19 protein-coding genes and 1 pseudogene are annotated in these 24,299 nt (G+C 70.8%); 12 read left to right on the forward strand and 8 right to left on the reverse strand.

Annotation, left to right across the window (positions count from 1 at the left end):
* The first annotated feature begins 42 nt into the window (after positions 1-42).
* The 4 genes from AB0B85_RS09400 to AB0B85_RS09415 all read left to right on the forward strand — a co-directional run bounded on the left by AB0B85_RS09400 (position 43) and on the right by AB0B85_RS09415 (position 3,197).
* On the forward strand, positions 43-1,317 hold the full coding sequence (locus AB0B85_RS09400; RefSeq protein WP_357405337.1) for a protein kinase: 1,275 nt from the start codon (positions 43-45) through the stop codon (positions 1,315-1,317).
* A gap of 301 nt (positions 1,318-1,618) precedes the next feature.
* A complete protein-coding gene (locus AB0B85_RS09405; protein ID WP_357405339.1) occupies positions 1,619-1,918 on the forward strand; it encodes a DivIVA domain-containing protein in 300 nt (99 codons plus the stop codon).
* Positions 1,915-2,166 (forward strand): hypothetical protein, encoded by a 252-nt coding sequence (locus AB0B85_RS09410; protein ID WP_357405341.1) that lies wholly within the window; start codon positions 1,915-1,917, stop codon positions 2,164-2,166. Before AB0B85_RS09405 ends, AB0B85_RS09410 begins: the two co-directional genes overlap by 4 nt.
* A gap of 95 nt (positions 2,167-2,261) precedes the next feature.
* Positions 2,262-3,197 carry a hypothetical protein gene (locus AB0B85_RS09415; protein ID WP_357405343.1) on the forward strand — a complete coding sequence of 312 codons (936 nt, stop codon included), beginning with the start codon at positions 2,262-2,264 and terminating at the stop codon, positions 3,195-3,197.
* 54 nt (positions 3,198-3,251) lie between these two features.
* Here AB0B85_RS09415 and AB0B85_RS09420 read toward each other — a convergent pair whose 3' ends face one another.
* The gene (locus tag AB0B85_RS09420) at positions 3,252-3,740 is read right to left on the reverse strand and encodes a hypothetical protein (RefSeq protein ID WP_357405345.1); all 489 of its coding nucleotides are present in this window, start codon (positions 3,738-3,740) and stop codon (positions 3,252-3,254) included.
* 119 nt (positions 3,741-3,859) lie between these two features.
* Between AB0B85_RS09420 and AB0B85_RS09425 the strand changes: the two genes are divergently transcribed.
* Complete coding sequence (locus AB0B85_RS09425; protein WP_357405347.1) at positions 3,860-9,826, forward strand: DUF4011 domain-containing protein; 5,967 nt, start codon at positions 3,860-3,862, stop codon at positions 9,824-9,826.
* A 36-nt stretch (positions 9,827-9,862) separates the two neighbouring features.
* On the opposite strand, the gene AB0B85_RS09430 is transcribed toward AB0B85_RS09425, so the two are convergent.
* Positions 9,863-10,132, reverse strand: coding sequence for a hypothetical protein (locus AB0B85_RS09430; protein WP_357405349.1), 270 nt, complete (start codon positions 10,130-10,132; stop codon positions 9,863-9,865).
* 76 nt (positions 10,133-10,208) lie between these two features.
* Positions 10,209-10,403, reverse strand: a complete 195-nt coding sequence (locus AB0B85_RS09435; protein ID WP_357405351.1) for a DUF4926 domain-containing protein — start codon at positions 10,401-10,403, stop codon at positions 10,209-10,211.
* 304 nt (positions 10,404-10,707) lie between these two features.
* Here AB0B85_RS09435 and nhaA point away from each other — a divergent pair, with 304 nt between their 5' ends.
* Entirely contained in the window at positions 10,708-12,642 is a 1,935-nt protein-coding gene (gene nhaA, locus AB0B85_RS09440; protein ID WP_357405353.1) for a Na+/H+ antiporter NhaA, read from the forward strand.
* 74 nt (positions 12,643-12,716) lie between these two features.
* Positions 12,717-14,507 (forward strand): gamma-glutamyltransferase family protein, encoded by a 1,791-nt coding sequence (locus tag AB0B85_RS09445; protein ID WP_357405355.1) that lies wholly within the window; start codon positions 12,717-12,719, stop codon positions 14,505-14,507.
* A gap of 9 nt (positions 14,508-14,516) precedes the next feature.
* On the opposite strand, the gene AB0B85_RS09450 is transcribed toward AB0B85_RS09445, so the two are convergent.
* The 4 genes from AB0B85_RS09450 to AB0B85_RS09465 are packed head-to-tail and all read right to left on the reverse strand — an operon-like array spanning position 14,517 to position 17,750.
* Complete coding sequence (locus tag AB0B85_RS09450; protein WP_357405357.1) at positions 14,517-15,143, reverse strand: response regulator transcription factor; 627 nt, start codon at positions 15,141-15,143, stop codon at positions 14,517-14,519.
* Positions 15,140-16,369 carry a histidine kinase gene (locus tag AB0B85_RS09455; RefSeq protein ID WP_357405359.1) on the reverse strand — a complete coding sequence of 410 codons (1,230 nt, stop codon included), beginning with the start codon at positions 16,367-16,369 and terminating at the stop codon, positions 15,140-15,142. Before AB0B85_RS09455 ends, AB0B85_RS09450 begins: the two co-directional genes overlap by 4 nt.
* 5 nt (positions 16,370-16,374) lie before the next feature.
* A complete protein-coding gene (locus AB0B85_RS09460) occupies positions 16,375-16,827 on the reverse strand; it encodes an ABA4-like family protein (protein WP_357405361.1) in 453 nt (150 codons plus the stop codon).
* Positions 16,824-17,750, reverse strand: a complete 927-nt coding sequence (locus AB0B85_RS09465) for a hypothetical protein (protein ID WP_357405363.1) — start codon at positions 17,748-17,750, stop codon at positions 16,824-16,826. Before AB0B85_RS09465 ends, AB0B85_RS09460 begins: the two co-directional genes overlap by 4 nt.
* Before the next feature lie 165 nt (positions 17,751-17,915).
* On the opposite strand from AB0B85_RS09465, the gene AB0B85_RS09470 reads away from it, so the two are divergent.
* Positions 17,916-18,665, forward strand: a complete 750-nt coding sequence (locus AB0B85_RS09470; RefSeq protein ID WP_357405365.1) for a glyoxalase — start codon at positions 17,916-17,918, stop codon at positions 18,663-18,665.
* Between the two features lie 69 nt (positions 18,666-18,734).
* On the opposite strand, the gene AB0B85_RS09475 is transcribed toward AB0B85_RS09470, so the two are convergent.
* The gene (locus tag AB0B85_RS09475) at positions 18,735-19,130 is read right to left on the reverse strand and encodes a hypothetical protein (protein ID WP_357405367.1); all 396 of its coding nucleotides are present in this window, start codon (positions 19,128-19,130) and stop codon (positions 18,735-18,737) included.
* A 290-nt stretch (positions 19,131-19,420) separates the two neighbouring features.
* Here AB0B85_RS09475 and AB0B85_RS09480 point away from each other — a divergent pair, with 290 nt between their 5' ends.
* From AB0B85_RS09480 to AB0B85_RS09495, 4 genes and pseudogenes are all read left to right on the forward strand, one after another.
* Positions 19,421-20,593 carry a beta-propeller fold lactonase family protein gene (locus AB0B85_RS09480; RefSeq protein ID WP_357405369.1) on the forward strand — a complete coding sequence of 391 codons (1,173 nt, stop codon included), beginning with the start codon at positions 19,421-19,423 and terminating at the stop codon, positions 20,591-20,593.
* 262 nt (positions 20,594-20,855) lie between these two features.
* Positions 20,856-21,530: pseudogene (locus AB0B85_RS09485) on the forward strand (CDP-alcohol phosphatidyltransferase family protein); the annotation flags it as partial.
* A 243-nt stretch (positions 21,531-21,773) separates the two neighbouring features.
* On the forward strand, positions 21,774-23,480 hold the full coding sequence (locus AB0B85_RS09490; protein ID WP_357405371.1) for a sulfatase-like hydrolase/transferase: 1,707 nt from the start codon (positions 21,774-21,776) through the stop codon (positions 23,478-23,480).
* 34 nt (positions 23,481-23,514) lie between these two features.
* Complete coding sequence (locus AB0B85_RS09495) at positions 23,515-24,288, forward strand: FkbM family methyltransferase (RefSeq protein WP_357405374.1); 774 nt, start codon at positions 23,515-23,517, stop codon at positions 24,286-24,288.
* Positions 24,289-24,299 lie beyond the last annotated feature (11 nt).

Consider the following 24,299-nt stretch of genomic DNA (forward strand, 5'->3'; position numbering starts at 1 on the left):
CCCGCTCAGGCGGGGTCGATGTGCGATTCGTGGAGGTTGTGGGTGCAGGCGGGGGAACGTATCGCTGACCGGTACGAGTTGACGTATCCGGTCGGTCGCGGAGGTATGGGGCAGGTCTGGGCGGGCTTCGACGAGCGACTCGACCGGCCGGTGGCGATCAAGTTTCTCCGGCAGTTGGACGTGCCGGAGGAGGAGCGTGAGACGGCGGGCAAGCGGTTCAGGCGGGAGGCCAGAGCAACCGCCCGACTCGACCACCCCGGCGTGCCGGCTGTACACGACCTAGGTGTTCACGGTGAGGACCTTTACCTTGTCATGCAACTCGTGCCCGGGATCGTGCTCGCCGACCACATCGCCGAGCAGGAACGCCTGCCCGTGGGTGAGGCAGCTTCCGTTGCCGTGCAGGTCTGTTCGGTGCTCATGGCTGCTCACGCGGCCTCCCTCGTGCACCGTGACCTGAAGCCGCAGAACATCATGATCACGCCGTCTGGGGTGGTCAAAGTGCTCGACTTCGGTGTTGCGGCGCTACTCGGGCCGGCCGAGGCGTCACGCCTCACCGCTACCGGTCGAACGCTCGGCACCCCCGCCTACATCGCACCCGAGCAGGCCCAGGGAGGCCCGGTCGGGCCTGCTGCCGATCTCTACGCCTTGGGGTGCATCTTTTTCGAGATGCTCGGCGGAAACCCTCCCTATGAGGCGGCGAACGCCCCCGACCTGATGCGCCGTCACATCGATTCACCCATTCCGATCATCACTGAATATCGATCGGACGTTCCCGAGGATCTGGCGCACCTCATTTATTGTCTTCTGGCCAAGGATCCAGCCGAAAGGCCAGGGTCAGCTGGCGAGGTTCGTCAGCTCGTTGCGCCTTTTCTCGACGGCGACTCTCCAGTGCCAGCGGCAGCCCGAACGGACCATAGATCTGCCAGCGCCTCACCACTCATCGCTCCGTTCTCGGTGCCGCCGCAGCAATCCCAGCAGAACGTGGGGCAGTTGCGAGCGCAGGCAAGGGAACTTGCCGAGAACGAACGTTTCGTGCAGGCTGCCGAGGTGTTGGAGCGGGCCCTCCGCCTGGTACCGCACGGCAGGGGCGAGCTGCTTTCTACCGAGGTCATGGCGCTGAGAGTGGATCTCGCGAGCCTCTTGATGCTCGCAGGTGACTTCCGGCAGGCGCGTCACGCCTTCCAGTCTCTGGCCAGCGACCTTGCCCAGTCAGATGGGAAACAGGATCTCGCCGAGGAATGCCGACAGCAGGCAATCGCCTGCCAGTTTGAGTTGGGCGAGTCTATTGATGCCACCGGGGCGGTCTCGATCCGCTGATCGTTCAGCCTCCACCCCCCTGAGGCTGGCATCATCCGCTCCTGCGCAGGATCGATTGGATGTCCAGGGCAGCTCCACCATCTGTGACTCCATCACGCAACATACATACGCCGCCTTTGCAACTCCCATGGGTTCCAGGCAAGAAGTCAACGCACAGCGGCCGAATTGCTGCCTGGAACATTGCGCCTCCAATGCAGCCGTTGCAGGGTGATCACAGCACGGCGGCCGGCCGGTCCCCCCGAACGGCCGCCGTGCATCCCCGAACACCCCTCGCCCCTCCGCAGCAGGAAGGCAGGCAGACATGAACGCCAGCAACCAGCGACCGGAGCCGTCGAGTGGTGCGACGTATCGCTCCGGCGCGTACACAGGTCTGCTGCCGTGGCAGGTGCGTGAGCGCCGCTTCGCGCCCGTCGGGCTCGGGTGTCGCGGTCTGAACCCCGACGACGTGTACGCCTTCCTCGACCGGGTGGCCGGCGACATGGCCGCCGTCTACGCGGCTCTCGCGGAGAGCCGCCGCGAGACGGCCCGGATCAAGGCCGGCCTGCGCCGCTGGCAGACCGAGCAGGCCCATGCCCGCAACGAGCGGGGCCAGGCCCGATGAGCGAGCGGTACGTCATCCACCTGCCCGTCGTCGCGACCGACTTACCTGCGGCGCAACGCCTGGCCCGGGTCATCGGTCGCTGGATGCTGGTGCTGCCGATGACGGACCCGGGGGAGACCACCGTCTCCGCGGAGGATCAGCAGTTTCTGCGTCACCGGGTCTTCTGCGACCTGCGACTGCCCAGCGGGCGACGCTGCCTCCTGCGCGACGGCCACGACGGCGACTGCTCCCGCCGTCTGCGTCGCTGACACAACCGGACGATCCGGCATCTGAACTGCCCGTTGCGCCGAGTGCGGTGATGATCATCAGGTCACTAACGTGCGCGGCACGGGAGGTGGCGGTGATGGCCGTTCGACGTTGGGACGCCAGGTTCGAGGAGGAGCACCTTGTCCTCCGGCGGTGGCGTTTGTTGCCGTGGCCGAAGGCTTTCGTCAGGCGGATACCGCTGTCCTCGATCCTCGATATCGGGTCATTCAGCGCAACTGACCAGGCGAAGCGGCACGCCCAACTCTCCGTTCAGGACCCGTCGGGACCGGACCTGAGCGAGGTCATTCCGATCGGTTTCACCCGGGAGCAGTGGACGTTCGTCGGCTGGTTCATGGAGGAATGGCGAGCGGCGAAACGACGAGCCGCCCCGGCCGGACGGCCGCGACTCCCTCCGAGGGCACCGGCGGACCAGGTGGCCCTGTCCAGCCCGGCGGCGGACGTTGCGGCCCTGTCCCGCCCGGCGGCCGACGTTGCGGCTCTGGCGCAGCGACGAGCGCAGCTGGCGGCTGCCCTACGCGCCCACCTCGCGTCCAGGCAGGCCTCGACCACGCCGAGCACCAACCTGCGCACCACGCCGAACACCCACCTGCGCACCACGGCAAGCGCTACGCTGAGCGCCCGGTCGACAACACCGGTGATGCGACCCGGCGATGGCCGGAGGCCGGTGTGGTTGTGGCTGGAGAATGGGGAGATCCACGGATCCCTCGTCCCGGCCGGCGACGCCTCGCCACGCAATCTGACCCCGGCTGACGTCGCCCATCTCCTGCTCGCTGACCCGTCCCGCGCGATGCCGGCGATTCGTGCGCTCACCGGCATCGCCGACCGCCAGCGCGCTGTGACCCACCTGCGGAGCTGGCAGCGGCCGGACCGGGCCGTCGTCAAGCTGGCCGCCTCCGACCTCGCCGGGCGACGGGTCACGGAGGCTCAACAGAAGCCGGGCCGGAGCAACCCGGACGGCACCGTGCGGACTGTGTCCGGTGGCCTTCCGAGTCTGAACAAGCGCCGACGTTGACCAGTCACGGAGACGCCGGCTCGCGCCGGGCGACGCCGGCGTCTCCGTGACTCCTCAAGCGGCGGGTGAGCCCAGGTCGACGCCGTCGAGCAGGTTGATGAGCGCGTCGTCGCGGGTCACCTCGTAGCCGCGTGCGCGCAGTTCGGCGACCAGTTCGCCCTCGCTGGCGACCGCGATCTCCAGGTAGTCGCCGTCGTGCACGGTGACCTGGCGCTTGCCGTACCGGTCCTGCAGGTCCTGCGGCAGCACGGTGAACGCCCGCTTGGTGACCATGGGCGGCCAGGTTCCGTCCTCGACCGCACCTACCGTGGTGATGTCGAAGGGCTTGTCGTCGGCGTACCCGTCCTCCGGCTCGTGGTATTCCGGGCCTGCGGGGTTCGACAGGTGGGTCATCTGAACATGCCGGGCCTCGCCCCACGTTTGCGCGGCGACGAGCGCCCGGATCTCCGCGGCCGCCGCGGTCGCGGTGGCGGCGTCGGCGAAGGCGAGGCAGTTGTGTGCCGTGGCGTGGCCGTAGACCAGGGGCTGGTGTTGCGTTGTCATGGCGCACATCCTGCCTCAGACGTACGCCTTCCAAGATCGTCTTACCGGCGCGGTCCGTTCCGCCGGTCGGTTGACCGCTAGGCTGGCCATCCCTGGTCTCGTCACCTGGAGAAACGCCCATGTCCGACAGCGTCTTCGCGCAGTTCACCGCCGACGACGACCAGCTCGAAGTCGGGCTGCTCGTGCAGCCGGCGATCAACGCCGCCCTGGTGCACAACCGGGTGCCGCTGGTGCGTCACCTCACCCTGGTCAACCGGGGTCCGGTGCCGGTGACCGACGTGACGTTGACGTTGGAGCTGCGCGGCCCGGACGGCGCGCTGGCCGAGCCGTGGACGCGTACCCTCACCGCGCCGTTGCGGTCCGGAGCGAGCACCAGCTGGGACGACTTCCGCGACTTCACGCCCGACCGCAAGCTGCTGTACCGCACCGACGAGGCGTTCCCTGTCGACTACCACCTCACCGTCGAGACAACCGATAACACTCTGGCGCTGGTCGCGCCATCACGAGTGTTGGCGCACAACGAGTGGTTCAACAGCCCTGCCCTGTACGACAGCCTGGCGGCCTTCGTGCAGCCGAACACCCGGGCGGTGGAGGCGGTGCTGCGGGCCGCCGCCCAGCTCCTGCTGGCGCAGACGGGCTCCGGCTCGTTGCAGGGCTACCAGGAGGGTTCGGAGCGGGCGGCGTTGATCGCCGGTGCCGTGTACGAGGCGTTGCGCCAGTTGGAGATCACCTACCAGACGCTGCCGGCGTCGTTCGAGAACACCGGCCAGAAGGTACGCACGACGGCCGCCGTCCTGGACGGACGACTGGGCAACTGCCTCGACCTGTCCGTCGCGTACGCCGCGTGCCTGGAGGCGGCGGGCCTGCACCCGCTCATCTTCGTCAGCGCGGGGCACGCCTTCGGTGGTTTCCTGCTGGAGGAGGAGCGGCTCGGCTCGGCGGCGGTGACCGAGACCAACCTGCTGATCTCGATGGTGGACTCCGGGCGGGCCGTGCCGGTGGAGCTGACCCGGATCGGGCCGGGCGCGCAGTCGGCGACGTTCACCGAGGCGGTACGGGTCGGGCTCGGCCACTTCCGCGGGGAGAGCCACCGCTTGCAGGGCGTCGTCGACGTCCATCTCGCCCACCGCTCCGGGATCAAGCCGTTGCCCTCAACCGACGAGCTGGCCGTGCCGGTCGTCGCCGAGACGACCACCGAGATCAACGCGGCGTCCCTCGACCTTCCGCCGGGCGTGGCCGCCGCGAAGGTCCGTCAGCTCGCCGACGACGGCGACGAGGTGGCGCAGCAATCCGACGGGTCACCGGCGCGGATCCAGCAGTGGAAGAAGTCGTTGCTCGACCTGAGCCTGCGTAACCCGCTGCTCAACCTGCCCAAGCGGGGCCGTGGCCTGGACCTGCACGTGCCGGCGGGGGCGTTGGCGCTGCTCGACGACCTGATCCACGACGGCAAACAGGTGCAGGTCATCCCGCAGGACGACATCAGCCAGGTCCACGAGCTGGCCGGTACGCGCCGGGCGCAGGACCTCGACGCGGAGATCCTGACCCGGGAGCTGCGTACCGACCGCCGGGTCTACGGCGCGGTCACCGAAGCCCGGTACAAGACCGCGATGCGGGCGCTGCAACGCGAGGCGCGCACGATGGAGCAGGAGACCGGCAGCAATTACCTCTACCTGACCATCGGCACCCTGGTGCACACCAAGGCGACCGGGGGAGAGGCGTACGCGCCGCTGTTCCTTCTGCCGGTGCGCATCGAGGGCGGCACTGGCCGTCGCCCGTACGCGATGGTCATCGACGGTACGGAGGCCGCCAGCCCGAACTACTGCCTGGTCGAGTGGTTGCGGGTCAAGCACGGCGTGCGGATCCCGGAGCTGGAACGGCCGGTCCTCGACGAGCACGGCATCGACATCGCCAAGACCCTCGCCGCGATCAACGCCGGGTTGCTCGACAACCGGCTCAACTACCGCATCGACGAGACCGCCAGCCTCCGCCTGGTGCAGTTCTCCACCTTCCAGATGTGGCGGGACCTCACCGACCACTGGCCCCGGTTCATGGAGAACCCGGTCGTCCGGCACCTGGTGGAGTCGTCCGGGGCCACCTTCGACGACCCGGCCCGCCCCGACGACGCCGACATTCTGGTCGACGAGGCGGACCTGCACCTGCCGATCCCCGCCGACGGGTCGCAGATGCAGGCCATTGTGCGTGCCGAGCGGGGCCACTCGTTCGTCCTCGAAGGCCCGCCCGGCACCGGCAAGTCCCAGACCATCACCAACATGATCGCCCGGGCGGTCGGCACCGGCCGGTCGGTGCTCTTCGTCGCCGAGAAGCAGGCCGCCCTGGAGGTGGTGAAGCGCCGCCTCAAGCAGGTCGGCCTCGGGCCGTTCGCGCTTGACCTGCACGGGCGCAAGCAGTCCCTCAACGCGATCCGCCAACAGTTGCGTGACGCCCTCGACCAGTACGACCAGGGTGGCGACGGCACCTGGACGGCGGTCGAGACGGCCTACCGGACGCGGCTCGCCCCGCTTGCCGAGTACCCGGCGCAGGTGCACACCACCAACCCCGTCGGGATGTCGCTCTGGTCGGCCTACGAGCAGACCCTGGCGTACGGAGACGGCCCGGTCGCCCCGATCCCGGTGGCCTATCTGCACGCACCGGCCGAGGCACGCGCGCAGGTCGAGACGACACTGCGGGAGTTCCCGGCGGCGGCCCGCTCGGCCCGACTCCGGGCCGCGCACCCGTGGGCGCTCAGCGGCTGCCGCACCCTGGACGGGTTGCACGGCGCGGCGGTCACCGAGATCGCCGGTGAGCTGGAACGGCTCCGCGCCGACCTGGCCGGGCACCCGCGTCTTGTCGAGTTGCTGCGGACACTGCCCGCCCCGGAGTCCGTGGGCGAGTTGCAGGCGGGTGCCTGGCTCGCCGTACGCGGAATGCTGCCGGACCGGGCGACCACAGTGCACGCCAGCGATCGACGGTGGGACGAGGCGATGGCCCGGTTCCAGGCGGACCTGGCCGCCTTCCGGCAGGGTTTCGCCGGTGAGCTGGCGACCTTCCGGCCGGACCTGTTCGCCCGACCGGAGCTGACCGTCTGGCACGGCGAGGCCCAGGAGGCGGCGAAACGCCTGTTCGGCAAGCGCAAGCGCCGTCAGGCCATCGCGGACCGGTTGGCAGTGCACGCGGTCGCCGGCGCGACGCTCGACGTGGACCAGGTGGAGGTGCTCACCGGTCGGCTGGTCGCCGCCCAGGCGCAGGCCGCCGCGCTGCACCACCATCTGCTGGGGCTCGGTGGGTTGCTGCTGGCGCAGTGGCTGCCCACGGACCCGACCGCGCAGGAGCGGCTGGCCGAGGCCATCGAGGCGACCCGGGTCGGGCGGACGCTGTTGAGCCAGCACCCGCAGGCCTGGGAGCTGTTCCAGAGCGGGTGCACCGACGTCGACGCGGCGCTGCTCGACCGGTTCGCCTCGCGGTGGCGGGCCTGGCGTGGGGTGTTGCGCTCCGGCGAGCCGGAGCTGACCCGGTGGGCCGCCGGTTCGCACTGGATGGACGCCTGGCAGCGCGACGGCGCGACCTGGCGTGACGAGCTGCGGAGCGAGGAGTTGTTCCCGCTGCGCCGATGGGCGACCGTCCTCACCCACGCCGACGTGCTCGCCTCGGCCGGTCTCACCGACTACCGGGACCAGCTGCTGTGCGCCGAGGTGCCCGCGCAGGTCGCCGAGGAGGTCTACCGGCGGGGAGTCGCGACGGCGTCGCTCGCCGAGCGGCTACGCGCCGGTGGCCTGCAGTACTTCGACCCGGAGCTGCACGACGACGAGATCAGCCAGTTCGAGGCCGCCGCCGGTGAGCTGCGGTCCGCGCTACCGACCCAGCTGCCGTCGGTGCTGGTCCGTCGCCGCCCGTTCAGCCCGACCGACCGGCGGGGGCGCTTCGCCGACTTCGCGGCGGAGCTGCGCCGCAAGCGGGGCGGGCGGTCCTTCCGGGAGCTGTTCGAGCAGTACCCGGACGCGGTGCTGGCGTTGACCCCGTGCGTGCTGGTCAGCCCCGCGTCGGCGGCGAACTTCCTGGCACCGGGCAGCCAACGCTTCGACCTGGTCATCTTCGACGAGGCGTCGCAGATCCGGGTGGCGGAGGCGATCGGCGCGATGGGTCGGGGCAGCGCCGTGGTGGTGGTCGGCGACTCCCGGCAGATGCCGCCGAGCAGCATCATGCAGGCCAACCACACGGTGGACGAGGTCGACGACGGCAACGGCCCGGTGCCGGAGGACCTGGAGAGCATCCTCAGCGAGGCCGTCGAGTCGGGGTTGCCGCAACGGTGGCTCTCCTGGCACTACCGCAGTCACGACGAGTCACTCATCGCCTTCTCCAACCGCTACTACTACGACAACAAGCTCTCCAGCCTCCCGTCGCCCGGTGCCGCCAGCTCGGCGGGCGTCAGCTGGCGGCGGGTCGACGGCCAGTACGACAGGGGCGGCTCCCGCACCAACGAGGTCGAGGCGCGGGCGATCCTGGCCGAGATCACCCGGCGGCTGCACGAGCCGGCGACCGCCAACCACTCCATCGGCGTGGTCACCTTCAACATCCAGCAGCGGGACCTGATCCTCAACCTGCTGGAGGAGAGCACCGACCCGATCATCCGGGAGCAGCTCTCCGGCGCGGTCGCGGAGCCGATCTTCGTGAAGAACCTGGAGAACGTGCAGGGCGACGAGCGGGACGTCGTCCTGTTCTCGCTGGCCTTCTCCACCAACCCGGAGACCGGTCAACTCCCACTGAACTTCGGCCCGCTCAGCCAGGCCGGCGGCGAGCGGCGACTCAACGTCGCCATCACCCGAGCCCGCCGACAGGTCGTCCTCTACTCGTCGTTCGACCCGTCCGACATCGACCTCGCCCGTACCTCCGCGCTGGGCACCCAGCACCTGCGGGCGTACTGCGAGCTGGCCGCCGCCGGCACCGAGCGCCTGGGCGACCTGGCGACCGACCGCACCGAGCGGCGCAGCCGGATCCGCACGGAGGTGGCAACGGCGCTACGCGAGCGCGGTCACGAGGTGCGCACCTCGCACGGTCTCTCCGACTTCACAGTGGACATCGCGGTCCGCAGCCCGGGTTCAACCCGGTGGCAGGTGGCCGTCATGCTCGACGGCCCGGACTGGAGCGCCCGCCCCACTGTGGCCGACCGGGACTCGGCACCGGCGCTGCTCCGCTCGATCATGGGTTGGCCGGAGGTCGTGCGGTTCTGGCTGCCGGCGTGGATCCACGACCGGTCGGCGTTGCTGGACCGGGTCGACGAGGCGGTCACCCGGGCCGACGCCGCCACGACCGCCGAACCGGAGCCCGACCCGTTGGCCGGGGCCGTCGCGCTGCCGCAGCCGCGTTCCGTGACGGATGCCGAGCCGGCAGGTCCACCGCCGGCCGCCGAGCTGCCGCAGCCGCGCCCCGCGCTGGACGAGGATCCGCTCCTGGGCGGCGCGGCGCCGCCGGTCACCGCACTCGCCGCCGCGACGATCGCCTCGCCGGCCACGGCTGGGGACACCATCACCGTGCGCCCGTTCGTCGCGTACGTGCCGACGTCGCTCGGCGACCAGGCCGAGGTCGACCTGCTGAGCACCGACCGGCGGGTACGGGAGCTGATGCGCAACGCGCTGCACGAGATCATCGAAGCGGAGGGGCCGATCGAGCAGCACCGGCTCGCCCGCCTCGCCCTGGCCCGGTTCGGGTTCCTGCGCACCCGGGAGGACCGGCGCGTCGCCGTGCTCTCCCTGGTCGACCCCGGCCGCCTGCACCCGCACCCGAACGTGAGCCGATACGCGTGGCCAGCTGACGCAGACCCGCAGACGTACCGCGCGTACCGGGTCACCCAGGCGAGCAACGACCGCGCGTTCGAGGAGGTGCCGCCCGAGGAGGTGGCCAACGCGCTGGTGCACGTACTCCAGGGCGTGCCGAGCCTGGACGAGGACCGGTTGCTGCGCGCCGGCCTGGAGCGGCTCGGTTACCGCCGCCGGACCGAAAAGATCGACAAGCTGCTCCGGTACGGGCTGCACGTCGCCGTGACAAGCGGTCGCCTGCGCGTCGACCAGGACGGCCGCCTCACCCGCGGTTGACGACAGCAGACCTCGTATCGGAAACCGGACCGGGGCTCAGCTTGCGAACAGCATCCTCATCGGGAACTCGCCGCTGGATCGCCAAGCCCTCACGACTTTTGCCGTGATCGCACCGGCGGCCGCATTGAATTCACCATCCTCGACGTGGGCGTCGAGGGTGCACGGGTCGATGACCAGGATCCGGTCGAACGTGTCATCCAACCCGAACTCGTACCGAACCTCGCCCGCGACTGCCTCGACACGCCGCGCAGTCACCATCATCCCCATGTCACCGGCCTCCAAGGTTCGGTGGTCGACAGTGTCCACCCGACCCGGCGAGACCACCGTCTCCAGACGAGACGACAAGCGCCTCTTCCGCGGATCTGCCGCATCTCGCGAGAAGCTACCCGACTCGGTGAATTATTTGGTCGGCCCGGAGCGTGACCAGGGCGACGGTGCGGCCATCGGTGTCGGTGAACTCCACTTCGTAGAGAGGCGGGGACCCGTCAAAGACATCGACGACAGCTCCCACCGCTCCGGCCGGCAAATCTCCCGGCATGGCCTCTCGGAGCTGAACCACGTCGTACAGCTCCAGCACGTCATCCTCCTCAGGGGGAACGAGATGGTCACTATCCGAGGTGCAGGTGCCTCATTGTTCCTGCCCACGGGCGAACGCCAAGGCCCCTGCGCCAGGTGTGGCCCCGGGTCGCCTCGTCGATCATGGAGTTGTGGTGGGTGACAAAGCGCTTTCGCGGTGCCAAAGCGGGCACCACAACTCCATGATCGGCCGAGGCGGGGCGCGATCTTGGGACGGATACCTGCGCCGTGCGGTCGTGGTCTGGTCACCGAGGAGGATGAGTAATCCGGACCACGCGACGATCCGGTAAACGAAGATTGTCCCCGTGACGAGCGACAGCCCGCTTCGGGGATGGACCAGCCGGACCGCCTGGGAGGGGCGGTTCAACGCTCCGCTGCGCGCGTTCCTGCGCACCGAGACCGGCGGTGCGCGGGTGGTGCTTGTCGCCGCCGTGGTGGCGCTCGGCTGGGCCAACCTGCACCTGTCGTCGTACGAGTCGGTGTGGAGCACGTCGTTCTCGGTCCGGCTCGGCGACTGGGCCCTGTCACACGACCTGCGTACCTGGGTGAACAGCGGCCTCATGACCTTCTTCTTCCTGGTGGCCGGGTTGGAGTTGCGCCGGGAGTTCGACATCGGCGAGCTGCGGGAGCGGCGTCGGCTGGCGTTGCCGATGATCGCCGGGTTCGGCGGCATGCTCCTGCCGATCGCGGTCTATCTCGTGATCAACGCCGGGCGCCCCACCGCGGCGGGCTGGGGTGCGGTGATGGCCACTGACACGGCGCTCGCGCTCGGTGCGCTCGCCGTCTTCGGGCCGCGCTTCTCGGATCGGCTGCGGGGTTTCCTGCTTACCGTTGCCGTCGTCGACGACGTTGTCGCGATCGCGGTGCTGGCCATCGCGTACCCGCATCACCCCTCGCTGTCGGCGTTGCTCGTCGCGGTGGTGATCTTCGGTGTGGTGCTGCTGGTCCGGGCCGTGGGGGTGCGGTTCGGGCCGGTCTACGCGCTGTTGGGGGTGGCCGCCTGGGTGGCGGTCTCGGAGTCCGGTGTCGACCCGGTCGTGGTGGGTCTGGTGATGGGACTGCTCAGCTACGCCTACGCTCCCGGTCGCGGTGACCTGCAACGGGCGAGCGACCAGTTCCGCCTCTTCCGGGAGCAGCCCACCCCGCAACTCGCCCGGATGGCGCAGGCCGGGCTCATCGCGGCGCTGTCACCGAACGAGCGGCTCGAGAGCATCTACCACCCGTGGGCGAGCTACCTCGTCGTGCCGCTGTTCGCGCTGGCCAACGCGGGGATCGCGATCGACGGCGACCTGCTGGCCCGGGCCGTGGTCTCGCCGGTGACCCTCGGCGTCGTGGTCGCGTACCTCGTCGGTAAGCCGGCCGGGATCGTGGGCGCCTCGTGGTTGGTGGCCCGGGCGACAGGCAACCGGTTCCGGCCACCCGTCGGCTGGTTCGCCGTCCTGGGGGTGGGCACGGTCTCCGGCATCGGGTTCACCGTCGCGTTGCTCATCGCCACCCACGCCCTGAGCGGGCCGGCGCTCGACGAGGCGAAGCTCGGCATCCTCGTCGCGACGGTTGGTGCGTCCCTCGTCACCTGGCTGGTGTTCCGCGCGGTCGGGCGGCTGTCGCCGGCACGTCGTTCGCGGGCGTTGCTGGGCGTCACCGAGGGGATCGTCGACCTGATACGGCCTGTCGACCCGGAACGCGACCACATGCGCGGGCCGGTCGACGCGCCGGTGACGGTGGTGGAGTACGGCGACTTCGAGTGCCCGTACTGCGGGCAGGCCGAGCCGGTGGTCCGGGAGCTGCTCGCCGACTTCGCCAACATCAGGTACGTCTGGCGGCACCTGCCGCTCACCGACGTCCACCCGCACGCCCAGCTCGCCGCCGAGGCCGCGGAGGCGGCGGGGGAGCAGGGCGCATTCTGGGAGATGCACGATCTGCTCCTCGCGCACCAGGACGCCCTGAACCCTCCCGAGGTGCTCGGATACGCCGAACAGCTCGGCCTGGACCCCGACCGGTTCCGGGAGCACATGGCGGGCCGGATGGGCGTCGACCGGGTCGCCGAGGACGTCGACTCCGCCGACCTCAGCGGTGTCACCGGCACCCCCACCTTCTTCATCAATGGCCGTCGCCACCACGGCGCGTACGACCTGACGGCGCTCTCGGCGGCGGTGCGAGGGGCGTTCGCCAGCGCGAAGCTCCGCCCCGAGTACCACCCCCGGCCTCCCGGACGGCGTGCGGACGGGCCGGCGAGCTGACCGTAGCGACGGCGTGCCCCGCCGACCACCCGGAGGTCTTGCGTTCGCACAGTGGATCCGAGTGAGGTGGGCTCATGACCTTCACCACCCGGCCCACCCTGCGGGGCACCTTCGGCATGGTCTCCTCGACGCACTGGCTCGCCAGCCAGTCGGCGATGGGCATCCTGGAACGCGGCGGCAACGCCTTCGACGCGGCGGTCGCCGCCGGGTTCGTGCTGCACGTTGTCGAACCGCACCTCAACGGGCCGGGCGGCGAGGTGCCGGCCATCGTGGCCACCGCCCGGGACCCCAGGCCGATGGTGCTGTGCGGGCAGGGCCCGGCGCCGGCCGGTGCCACCATCGCGCACTTCCGGTCCCTCGGGATGGACCTCGTCCCGGGCGCCGGGCCGCTCGCGGCAGCCGTACCCGGCGCCGTCGACGCCTGGCTCCTGCTGCTGCGGGAGCACGGCACGCGCACCCTCGCCGAGGTGCTGGAGCCGGCCATCGGCTACGCCGCCGCCGGACATCCGCTGGTGGGTCGGGTCGGTGCCACGGTGGCGGCCGTCCGGTCACTGTTCGAGGAGCACTGGCCCACCTCCGCCGCGCTCTGGCTGCGAGGCGGCCGGCCACCGGCCGAGGGGGAACTGGTCACCAACCCGGCGTACGCGGACACCCTGCGCCGGCTGGTGGCGGCGGGACAGGCTGCCGGCGCGGACCGGGAGGCGCAGATCGAGGCCGCGCGCCGGGCCTGGAGCACGGGTTTCGTCGCCGAGGCGATCGACAGGTTCAGCCGTCGGCCGTTCCAGGACTCCAGTGGACGCCCGCACGCCGGGCTGGTCACCGGCGACGACCTGGCCGCGTACTCGGCGACCTGGGAGGCACCGGTCACCCTCGACTGGCACGGCTACTCGGTGGCGAAGACCGGGTTCTGGGGCCAGGGTCCGGTGTTGCTGCAGACGCTCGCCACCCTGGACGCGCTCGACGATCCGGGCGCGTTCGACACGGCGACCGCGGCGGGTGTGCACGCCCAGGTCGAGGCGCTCAAGCTCGCCTTCGCCGACCGGGAGGCCTGGTACGGCGACGGCGTCGACGTGCCCGGCACGGCGCTGCTCTCCCGGCGGTACGCGGGCGAGCGGGCGGCCCTGATCGGTGCGCACGCGTCGACGCAGCTGCGGCCGGGGCACCCCGACGGGGCCCGGCCCCGCCTGCCGGCCCACGTCCGACCCGATGCCGCGCGGCCGGCACCCGCGACGGATCCCACGACGGGGGAGCCGACCGTACGGGCCGACGGGGTGACCCGTGGCGACACCTGCCACATCGACGTGGTCGACAGCTGGGGCAACATGATCTCCGCGACGCCCAGTGGTGGCTGGTTGCAGAGTTCGCCGACGATTCCGGAACTCGGCTTCCCGCTGGGCAGCCGGTTGCAGATGTGCTGGTTGGAGGAGGGGCTCGCGTCCTCGTTGGCGCCGGGCCGACGACCGCGTACGACGTTGAGCCCGACGATGGTGCACCGCGACGGCGAGCCGGTGCTGGCCTGCGGCACGCCCGGCGGTGACCAGCAGGACCAGTGGCAGGTGCCGTTCCTGCTGCGGCACCTCGTCGCCGGCCAGTCCCTTCAGGAGGCCATCGACGCGCCGGCGTGGCACACGCTCAGCCTGCCGGAGTCGTTCTATCCGCGCGGGATGGAGCCCGGTGTCCTGGTGGTCGAGGACCGGCTCGACGCGGGTGTGCGGGCAGCCCTGCGCGCGTACGGGCACGAGGTGCGGGTCACCGACGGGTGGAGCCTGGGTCGGCTCTGCGCGGTGGCCCGCGATCCGGCGACGGGTGTGCTGTCCGCCGCCGCGAACCCCCGGGGGATGCAGGGCTACGCGTGCGGCCGTTAGGCCGGGCCGTCAGACGCCACGGGCGAACAGGGCCAGGCGGACCCGGTTGGGACTGCCCGTCTTGGTCATCAGGCTGGTGATGTGGGTCTTGACCGTGGTGACACCGATGTGCAGCCGGTCGGCGATCTCGGTGTTGGACAGCCCTTCGGCGACCAGCTCCAGCACGTCGCGTTCGCGGGCGGTCAGACCCGACACCGGCCGGGGTGTCTCGGGCCGGGCCAGCACCGCGCGCTGCACCAGACGCTGCAGCACCTCCGGGCTGAACGGGCTGTCACCGGAGGCGGCCCGGCGGATGCCGTCGAGCAGTTCGGTCGGGGGCGCGTCCTTGAGCAGGAACCCGCAGGCCCCGGCGGTCAGGGCGGGGTAGAGGTGGTCGTCGTCGCCGAACGTGGTCAGCACCAGGATGCGGGTGCGGGGGTGCTCGGCGAGGATCCGGGTGGTCGCGGTGATTCCGTCGACACCGGGCATCCGTAGGTCCATGACGACGACGTCGGGCCGGAGCCTCCCGGCCAGCGGGATTGCCTCGCGGCCGTTGTCCGCCTCACCGACGACGTCGATGTCGGGTTGGGCGTCGCAGAGCATGCGCAGCCCGGCGCGGATCAGGTGCTGGTCGTCGACCAGCAGCACCCGGATCACGCCGGCTCCGGCGTGCGGGACGCGGCCGGAGCCGTACGCTCGCGGGGCACCGCCCCGGTCGCCCCGGCCGGGAGGACGGTACGTACCCGCCACCCGGTGTCGGTCGGGCCCGCCTCCAGCCGCCCGCCGAGGACCTCGACGCGTTCGCGCATTCCGGTGATGCCGTGCCCGCCGCCGGCCGGCACACCTGCCGGCACCCCGCCCCGCCCGGTGTCGGCGACCTCCCAGTGCACAGCGCCATCGCGAACGGCGACGACGAGTCGCGCCACCGCTGACGTCCCTGCGTGTTTGGCCACGTTTGTCAACGCCTCCTGGGTGAGCCGCAGCACCGCCATGCCGCGGACCGCGTCGAGCGAACCGATCGCCGGGTCGAGATCGGCCTCCACTGTGATGCCCGCCTGTCGGGCCCGGTCGATGGAGGCGCCGATCGCCGCCGGCAGCGCGGCGGGCTCGATGGCGGTAAGCGCCGCGTCGCCGCGTACCCCGTCGGGGTTGCGCAGCACCGCGACCAGCCGGCGCAACTCCGCCAGGGCCGCGGTGCCGGTGCCGTGCACGTCGTCGAACACCTCGCCGACCCGGGGGTCCGGGTCGGTGAGCACGTGCCGGGCCACGCCGACCCGCAGCACCATCGACGCCACGTGGTGCGCGACCACATCGTGCAGCTCGCGGGCGATGGCACTGCGTTCGTCGGCGCGGGCCGCGCGGCTCTCCGACTCGTGCTGGCGTTGCTCGGCCAGGGCCCGCTCCAGCGCCTGCCGACCCAGTTCCCGGTTGGCGCGGATGACGAGGCCGAGCAGCACCGGCACGCCGACCTCCACGGCGAGCCCGACGACCCCGGAGGCGAATCGGCGTGGCGGGTCGCCGATCGAGTCGGTCAGGTCGACGACCACCAGCAGCGCCGCGGCCAGCCAGATGGCCCGGGGGCCGCGCGCCCGCATGGTCATCTCGAACAACGCCCAACTGGCGCCGACCTGGTTGATAGTGAAGTCGTCGATCAGGCTGATGGCGACGGCCAGCAGGGCGGACTGCACCACCATGTTGACGACCGGTCGGCGGTGCGCCGCCAGCGCCACCGCGAACGCCGGCACCGCGAGGATCCACTGTGTCGTCGTGGGTGTGCTGGTGGAGTGTGGGACGACGAGCAGGTAGCACAGCCCGGTCAGGTCGAGCAGCACCATCCGCACGAGTGTGTCCCGCAGGTCGAACAGTCGCCCCAGCCAGCTCACGACGGTCAGCCTAGGCGCTGCGGGCCGGTTGCGGCGGTCGGCGGCCGCCGCCACCGGGTCCGGACCGCGAGGTACGCGGCCAGGCCGAGCGGTCCGAGCAGGATGGTCAGCAGCAGCACCGGAGCCATCACCAGCGCCGGTACCCCCCGTTGCCTGCTGTCCAACCACGCCCAGCGCCCGACGAACAGGTCGAACGCGATCATGTGCGCCCAGCCCGCCGCCGCCCCGGCGGAGGTGCCGAGCAGGTCACGCACCCCGGCCAGGGTCGGCGACGTCACGGCCGGCAGCACGTCGCCGAACGCCGGGAGCACCAGCAGCGCGTAGATCACCACGACCGGCAGCACGATCAGCGGCGAGGCGATGATCCGGGCGGTCCACGACCAGCGCGGCAGCAGGATCATCAGCGCCCAGAACGGCGCGGCCACCGCGAAGGTCAGGGAGAACAGCGTAGTGGTCATGCCGCCAACGCCAGCTCCGTGCGGCGTCGCCGGGCCAGCACCAGCCCGCTGGCGGTCGCGGTCGCCACCAGCAGGGCCGCGACCGCGACGAGCGTGCCGGCGTCCGGGCGCAGCAACGGCTGTCCGCGCAGCGCCTGCCAGGTCAACAGCATCGTGAGTACGCCGTACGCGCTGCCCGCGACGACAAGCAGCCGGACCCGGGTGCGCTGGTCCAGCCGGGTCGCGAACCGGCTCAGCAGGATCGCCAGGATCGGTAGCGCCTGGAGGGCGTGCAGCCCCACGAAGTGCCCGATCCGCAGGTCACCGCCCGTGGTGCTCCAGCCCACCACGGGCAGCCCCGGCCCGCCGTCGGTGACGCCCACGCTGTGCGCTCCGGAGACCCCGTCGATCCCCGGTTCCTGCATGGGCAGCACCATCGGCACCGCCGCGAGCATTCCCAGCAGCGACAGGCCGAGCCCCCACCCGACGGCCGTCGAAGCGGCCCGGTCCGGGATCCGCCGGATCAGCACCACGATGCCGATGACGAGGTGCGCGACGAAGAGCACCATGATCGCTGCGCCCATCACCGTGAACAGCGCGCTGTTCAGCGCGGAGGTGCCGTTGAAGTGGCTGGTCTGCCCGCGTACCACCTGACCGACGATCACCATCATCTCGATCACCGACATCGCGACGATGACAGTGACGGCCCACTCGGCGGCCCTGCTGCGGCGCGGCAGCAGCGAGAGCATCCAGGCGAGGGTCGCGCCGTAGAGCACGAAGGACACGCTGAACTTGAACGGCTTGAGCCAGATGGGCGCCCCGGTGAGGACGCGCGAGTCGACGAGGATGCCGACCGCGGCGACGACGGCGAGGACCGCCATCGCGCAGACGAAGACCATCAGGGGGCGATTCCAGTGCGTCGCCCGGCGCAGCAGGGTTGTCATGCCTGTAGATGTTCGTGGCCGCGCCCGCCGGTCGCGTCCGACCCCGAGCCTCGGTTGCGGCCGGTGGTCGGAGCCGGCCTCCTCCCTGGGTAGGAGAGGAAACCGTCGATTCCGTTCGGCGGTGCTGGCACAATGGCCGGCCTGCCGACCGGACGGGGAGCGTTCATGGCGATCGATGCACGCCGGGTTCAGCCGAACGAGACGACGGTGCCGCTGCTGCCCTGCCCGGCCCCGCAGGAGACCCTGGCGTTCTGGCGGGCGCTCGGCTTCGAGGTGACCTACGAGCAGCTCAAGCCGTATGTCTACCTGGTCGTCACCTGGAGTGGGTTCCAGCTGCACTACGGGCCGACGCCGAAGGACCTGGTCCCGGCGCGGGAGGCGTCCGGTGGCTGTCTGGTGATGGTCGACGCGGTCGCGGCGTACCACGCCGCGTTCGCCGAGGCGATGCGCCGCAGCTACGGCAAGGTGCTGGTCAAGGGCCTGCCCCGGATGACCCGCTACCGCGCCGGGGCGTCCCGGTTCAGCGTCGTCGACCCGTCGGGCAACACCGTCATCTTCATTCAGCGCGACGAGCCGATGGAGGTCGAGTACGGCGGGTCGAAGGAGCTTGACGGGCTGGCGCGGGTGCTCGACAACGCCCGGATCCTGCGCGAGTTCAAGATGGACGACCGGGCGGCGTACCGGGCGCTCGACTCGGGAATGCGCCGCCGCGCCGAGGACGCTCCGGTCGTCGAGCAGGCGATGGCGTTGGCCGCCCTTATCGAGTTGTCGATCGCGCTCGACAAGACCGACCGGGTGCCCGAGTGGGGTGCCCAACTCCAGGCGCTGCCCCTGCCGCCGGCGCAGCGGACGCGGGTGGCCGGCTATGTCGCCGACCCGGCCCTGCTCGAACCGTGGTGGCCCGACCCGCGCTGACCGCGGACCTCCTCGCGCCCCGCCCCGGGGTTCGCGAAGCGGCGGCGATGTCGTCGCCATCCGAACCCGTCAGGGCCGCAGTCTGCTGTCGTTGTCGAGCACAGCTCTTGCCAGCCGCTCGGGGAACATGCGGCGCACGCTCGCGGAGTATGCGCTTCCGTCGCCGGGCTGCGTGACGCGTACGCCGTCCACTCGCACCGGCACGGAGATGCTCCAGACGCCCGCGGGCCCCGGGGCCGCGTCGCAGTGTGCCCAGGCGAACGAGGAGGAGTTGTCGCGCCCGAGCAGTCGGACCCGGCAGGTGCCTGCTCGGCCCAGCAATTCGCCGGGGAGGAGCGTCGCGAGCCGCTCCTCCTCAGCCTGAACGTCAGCCGCGTTCCGGTCCGGCAGCGGGTACGGCGCCTCGGCGCAGCCGGCGAGCAACCCGATCGTCAGCCCGAGCAAGACGGCGTGTCGGCGAGTCACACGTGCAGCATCCCATTCGGCGGTGATGCGAGGCCACCCCCTCAGGCGGTGGGCCGGACGCCGTCCCCCGCCACCGCACTGCTCAGCCTGACTGTGCGGTTTCTGCCCTGGCGGCCCGGAAGGTCCCCTTCGCCCCTAGGCCACCGCTGCCGATACGTCTGGTCGTTCCACATGTCGGCACGAAATTACCGCTTTAGGGTAACTACTGCCAAGCCTCCTATCTCCTCCGATAGTTTTCGAAGGAGAGGAAAACTCGTATTCCTCCCTTCGTGTGCGTAAAGGAGTCAGAGATGAAGCGCAGTGTTGCGCTCGCGGCAGCCCTCCTGGCGGGCCTGACAAGCGTCGGATCGGCCCCCGGAACCGCTCTCGCCGACGGTGGCGGCCCTGGACACCACGACGACCGCAAGGGAGGTGAACACCACCACGGCGACGACGGCGCGCTCTTCGTCCAGACCAACAAGGCCGAAGGCAACACCATTAAGGTCTACGACCGTGACGAGGACGGCCGGCTCACCAAGGCGGGTGAGTACGAGACCGGTGGGCTGGGCGGCTTCACCATCGGTGCCCCGCTCGACGCGCTGGCCTCGCAGGGGTCCCTGACCTACCACAAGGGGCTGCTCTTCGCCGTCAACGCCGGCAGCAACACCGTCACCGTCTTCGGGGTCGAGGGCACCAAGCTGCACAAGCTTCAGGTCATCTGGTCCGGGGGCCTGCTGCCGGTGAGCATCGCGGCCCGTGGCGACCTCGTCTACGTCCTCAACGCCGGCGGCGAGGGTTCGGTGCAGGGCTTCGAGCTGCACAAGGGCCGCCTGTCGCGGATCGAGGACGCCAACCGCTCGCTCGGGCTGCACAACGGCAACCCGCCCGCGTTCGGCACCGCACCGGCGCAGGTCAAGATCGACCCGGACAGCGAGTTCGTCCTGGTGTCGACGAAGGCCGCCAACGTCATGTTCAGCTACGAGATCGGCCGACACGGCGAGCTGGCCTCGAACCCCGTCATCAGCGACGCGGGCAACACCCCGTTCGGCTTCACCTTCGACACCGAGGACTCGCTGCTTGTCACCGAGTCCGGTGCGAACGCGGTGAGCCGGTTCGAGTTGGACGACGACGGCGCACTCGACCAGGTCGGACCGTCGGTGCCCAACGGGCAGCAGGCGACGTGCTGGATCCAGCGCGTCGGCGACTACTTCTTCGTCGCCAACGCCGGCACCTCCACCATCAGCTCCTACCGGGTGAACGACGACGGCAAGCTCGAACTCGTCAAGGCCGTCGCCGCCGACACCGGCGGCGGGTCGATCGACATGACCACGAGCGACGGCTTCCTGTACGTCCAGAACGCGACCGCCGGCAACGTGCAGGGCTACGAGGTGAACGAGGACGGCTCGCTGAAGCTCGTCACCACAGTGGAGGGCCTGCCGAAGTTCGAGAACGGCATCGGGATGGAAGGCATCGCCGCCTCCTGAGAACGCGTCACCAGCTGGTCCCGGTCGCTCATCGGCCGGGACCAGCGTCTTAAGGCTGGTGATCACCTGAGTGCACCGACGGTGCGGAGGCGCGCACCCTGCCGACGCGCTGACCCGTACGCGCGACCACGGTGGACGACTAATCGGCCGCCGAAGGGGCACCTCCTCCGGGACACCCTGCTGAGTCGGGTTCAGAATGAACCGATCGGTCATGTTTTCCGTGATGACGGTCAGGGTCACCCACCAGAGTCGCGGAGGCACGATGTCAACGGTTCGAACTGGTCCGGTCATCGGACTGCTCGTGCAGATCGTCCTGCTGGCGGTGCTGGCGGAGACAGTCGGTCTGGGCGCTGCGGGCTGGGTGGCGGGGCTGGCGTACGGGATGGTCCTGTGCGCCCTGCTCAGCCGGGGGTTGTCCCGCTCGGGCGCGGATGCGCTGACGCCTGCCGACCGGGTGACCCTGAGCCGGGCGATCCTCGTCGGCGGCGTGACGGCCCTGGCCGCCGACTCGATCGGCCGGTCCGCGCCGGTCACCCTGATGGTCGTCCTCACCAGCGTGGCGTTGGCCCTCGACGCCGTGGACGGGTACACCGCCCGCCGCACCGGGACGACCAGCGAACTCGGCGCGCGCTTCGACATGGAGATCGACTCCGTCCTGGTCCTGGTGCTCTGCCTGCACGTGGCCCCCACGGTGGGTGCCTGGGTGCTCGTGATCGGCGCGATGCGCTACCTCTTCGGCGCCGCGACCTGGGCGTTGGGGTGGATGCGGGGCTCCGCGCCGCCGCGTTACTGGAACAAGGTCGTCGCCGCGATCCAGGGCGTGGTGCTGACGGTGGCGATGGCCGACGTGCTGCCTGCTCCGCTGACGACCGTCGTGCTGGTGGCGTCAGTGGCGCTGCTGCTGGAGTCGTTCGGGCGTGACGTCGGCTGGCTCTGGACGACCCGGCACCTTCGCCGCAGCGTCATCCACGGCGCTCCGGGTGCGGTGGTCCAGCCGGCCAGTTCGGCGAGCCACAGTGCCCCAACCGTCGGAGCCGGGCTGGCCGAGCTGACCCCGGCTAGAACCGATGGGCTGCCCTGGTCGGAACGCCGGACGGTCGCCGTGGCCCGACACGGAACCGCCCGCGTCTGAGCCACAGTGGATGCCGCACCCATAAGTGATCATGGAAGGATGCCCGGGTTGTCGCTCTTGACGCGCGTACGTCAGCTGCCGAGCCAGGGACGGAGGCCGACGAGGGGCGAAGCCTCGGACGGCACCGACGACGGCACCGACATCGAGGACCAGCCGAAACGTTCCGTCGGGGCCCGGCTGACGACCGTCCTGGCCGCGCTGCTCGTGCTGCTCGTCCTCACCGTGCCGTACGACTACGGCCGGCTCAGCCCGGCGGGTTTCGCGCGGATCCCCCTGGAGGCGCTGCTGGTGGTGGCCCTCCTGCTCGCCCTGCCGTCTCGTGGCAGCCGACCGGTCGCGACGCTGGCCGGCGTGACCCTCGGTCTGCTCGGCCTCCTGAAGCTGCTCGACCTGGGGTTCTCCGCCTCGCTGGGCCGGGCCTTCGACCCGGTGCTCGACTGGGCGCTCCTCGACGAGGGGTTCGCCTTCCTCAGCGAGTCGTACGGTCGGCCCGCCGCCATCGGTGCCGTCGTCACCCTGGGGATAGTGGTCGTGGGCCTGCCCACACTTGTCACGTTGTCGATGCGGCGACTGCGGCGGCTGGTGGTCCGGCACCGCACCGGCACCACCCGGATCGTGGCCGCGCTGGTGGTCGTCTGGGTGGCCTGCGCCGCGTTCGACGTGCGGGTCGCCGAGGGCGTGCCGGTCGCCGACACCTCCGCGACCACCCTGGCCAACGGCCACGGCTTCCAGGTGCGCCTGCGCCTCGACGACCGCGAGACGTTCGGCGCCCTGATCGAGGCCGACAGGTTCGCCGACACCCCGGGCGACCAGCTACTGACCGCGCTGCGCGGCAAGAACGTGGTGGTCGCCTTCGTGGAGAGCTACGGCCGGGACGCCGTCGAGGACCCGGAGTTCGCCCCGCAGGTCGGCGCGGTCCTCGACCGCGGTGCCGGCGAGCTGAGCGCTGCGGGTTTCGCCGCGCAGAGCGGCTTCCTCACCTCGCCGACCTTCGGTGGCGGCAGTTGGCTCGCACACGACACGCTGCTCTCCGGCCTCTGGATCGACAACGACCAACGGCACCGCACCCTGCTGGCCAGCGACCGGATGACCCTCAACGGCGCCTTCCGACGGGCGAACTGGCAGACCGTGGGAGTGATGCCCGCCGTCACCAGGCCGTGGCCGGAGGGCTCCTTCTTCGGCTACGACCGGTTCTACGACGCCAGGACGCTCGCGTACCGTGGCCCGAAGTTCAGCTTCGGCACCCCGCCAGACCAGTACACGCTGGCCAGCTGGCAGCGTCTGGAGCAGGCGAAGCGCGACGGCAACGTGATGACCGAGCTGGCGATGGTGTCGAGTCACGCGCCCTGGACGCCCGTCCCGCCGCTGCTCGACTGGGCCGACGTCGGCGACGGCGCGGCCTACCGCGGGACCGGCGGTGGCGAGTCCGACGACCGGCGCCGGAGCACCACCCAGATCCGGGCGGACTACCGGAAGTCCATCGAGTACACCCTGGGTGCGCTCATCTCCTACGTGCGGACCTACGGGGACGACGACCTCGTGTTCATCGTCCTCGGTGACCACCAACCCGCCGCGGTCGTCACCGGCGACAACGCCAGCCACGACGTCCCGATCTCGATCATCACCCGGGACCGGGCCGTGCTGAACCGGATCTCCGGATGGGGCTGGCAGGACGGGCTGAAGCCCGGGCCGCAGGCGCCGGTCTGGCGGATGGACGCCTTCCGGGACCGGTTCCTGACCGCGTTCGGACCGTAACCCCGGCCACCTCTCACTAACTGGAGCCAGACAGATGACGGCTGCCACCGACACCAGGATCGCCGCGCTCCGCACCGACCCGGCCCTGTCCCTGCTGCACAGGTCGCTGGACGTCTACTACGGCGATCCCGAACGGGACGCAAGGATGGACGCCTTCTACTCCCGCTTCGTCAGCAGCGGGGACCTCGTCTTCGACATCGGCTCCCACGTGGGCGACCACATCGGCAGCTTCCGTCGCCTCGGCGCCCGGGTCGTCGCGGTGGAACCGCAGCCGCTGTGTCTGCGCGCCCTGCGGGCGATCTACGCCCACGACGACCAGGTGACAGTGGTCGACGCCGCGTGCGGCGCGCTACCCGGGCACACCCGGTTGCACGTCAACTCCACCAACCCCACCGTGTCAACCGCCTCACCGGACTTCGTCCGGGCGGCAAAGGACGCGGACGGGTGGGCGGGCCAGGTGTGGGATGCCGACATCGAGGTCCCGGTGGTCACCGTCGACGCGCTGATCGAGACGTACGGGGTGCCGACCTTCACCAAGATCGACGTGGAGGGTTTCGAGGACGAGGTGCTGGCCGGCCTGAGTCGGCCGCTGCCCGCCCTCTCGTTCGAGTTCACCACGATCGCGCGCCCGGTTGCCCACCGGGGTCTCGACCGCCTGACCGCGCTCGGCTTCCACGGCTTCGACATCGCGCTGGGCGACGACAAGTCGCTGACCTTCGAGCGGTGGCGAGCCGCGAGCGACGTGGCAGCGTACCTCGACGATCTGCCGCACTCGACGAACTCCGGCGATGTGTACTGCGTGTCCTAGCGAGGGCGGCG

The organism is Micromonospora sp. NPDC049044, from assembly GCF_040649215.1.
Classification (GTDB): domain Bacteria; phylum Actinomycetota; class Actinomycetes; order Mycobacteriales; family Micromonosporaceae; genus Micromonospora.

Excerpts from the sequence above, each read along its gene's own strand:
- AB0B85_RS09405 (WP_357405339.1), top strand. The coding sequence starts at position 1,619 with ATGAACGCCAGCAACCAGCGACCGGAGCCGTCGAGTGGTGCGACGTAT.
- AB0B85_RS09410 (WP_357405341.1), top strand. The coding sequence starts at position 1,915 with ATGAGCGAGCGGTACGTCATCCACCTGCCCGTCGTCGCGACCGACTTA.
- AB0B85_RS09415 (WP_357405343.1), top strand. The coding sequence starts at position 2,262 with ATGGCCGTTCGACGTTGGGACGCCAGGTTCGAGGAGGAGCACCTTGTC.
- AB0B85_RS09420 (WP_357405345.1), bottom strand. The coding sequence starts at position 3,740 with ATGACAACGCAACACCAGCCCCTGGTCTACGGCCACGCCACGGCACAC.
- AB0B85_RS09425 (WP_357405347.1), top strand. The coding sequence starts at position 3,860 with ATGTCCGACAGCGTCTTCGCGCAGTTCACCGCCGACGACGACCAGCTC.
- AB0B85_RS09445 (WP_357405355.1), top strand. The coding sequence starts at position 12,717 with ATGACCTTCACCACCCGGCCCACCCTGCGGGGCACCTTCGGCATGGTC.
- AB0B85_RS09460 (WP_357405361.1), bottom strand. The coding sequence starts at position 16,827 with ATGACCACTACGCTGTTCTCCCTGACCTTCGCGGTGGCCGCGCCGTTC.
- AB0B85_RS09465 (WP_357405363.1), bottom strand. The coding sequence starts at position 17,750 with ATGACAACCCTGCTGCGCCGGGCGACGCACTGGAATCGCCCCCTGATG.
- AB0B85_RS09470 (WP_357405365.1), top strand. The coding sequence starts at position 17,916 with ATGGCGATCGATGCACGCCGGGTTCAGCCGAACGAGACGACGGTGCCG.
- AB0B85_RS09480 (WP_357405369.1), top strand. The coding sequence starts at position 19,421 with ATGAAGCGCAGTGTTGCGCTCGCGGCAGCCCTCCTGGCGGGCCTGACA.
- AB0B85_RS09495 (WP_357405374.1), top strand. The coding sequence starts at position 23,515 with ATGACGGCTGCCACCGACACCAGGATCGCCGCGCTCCGCACCGACCCG.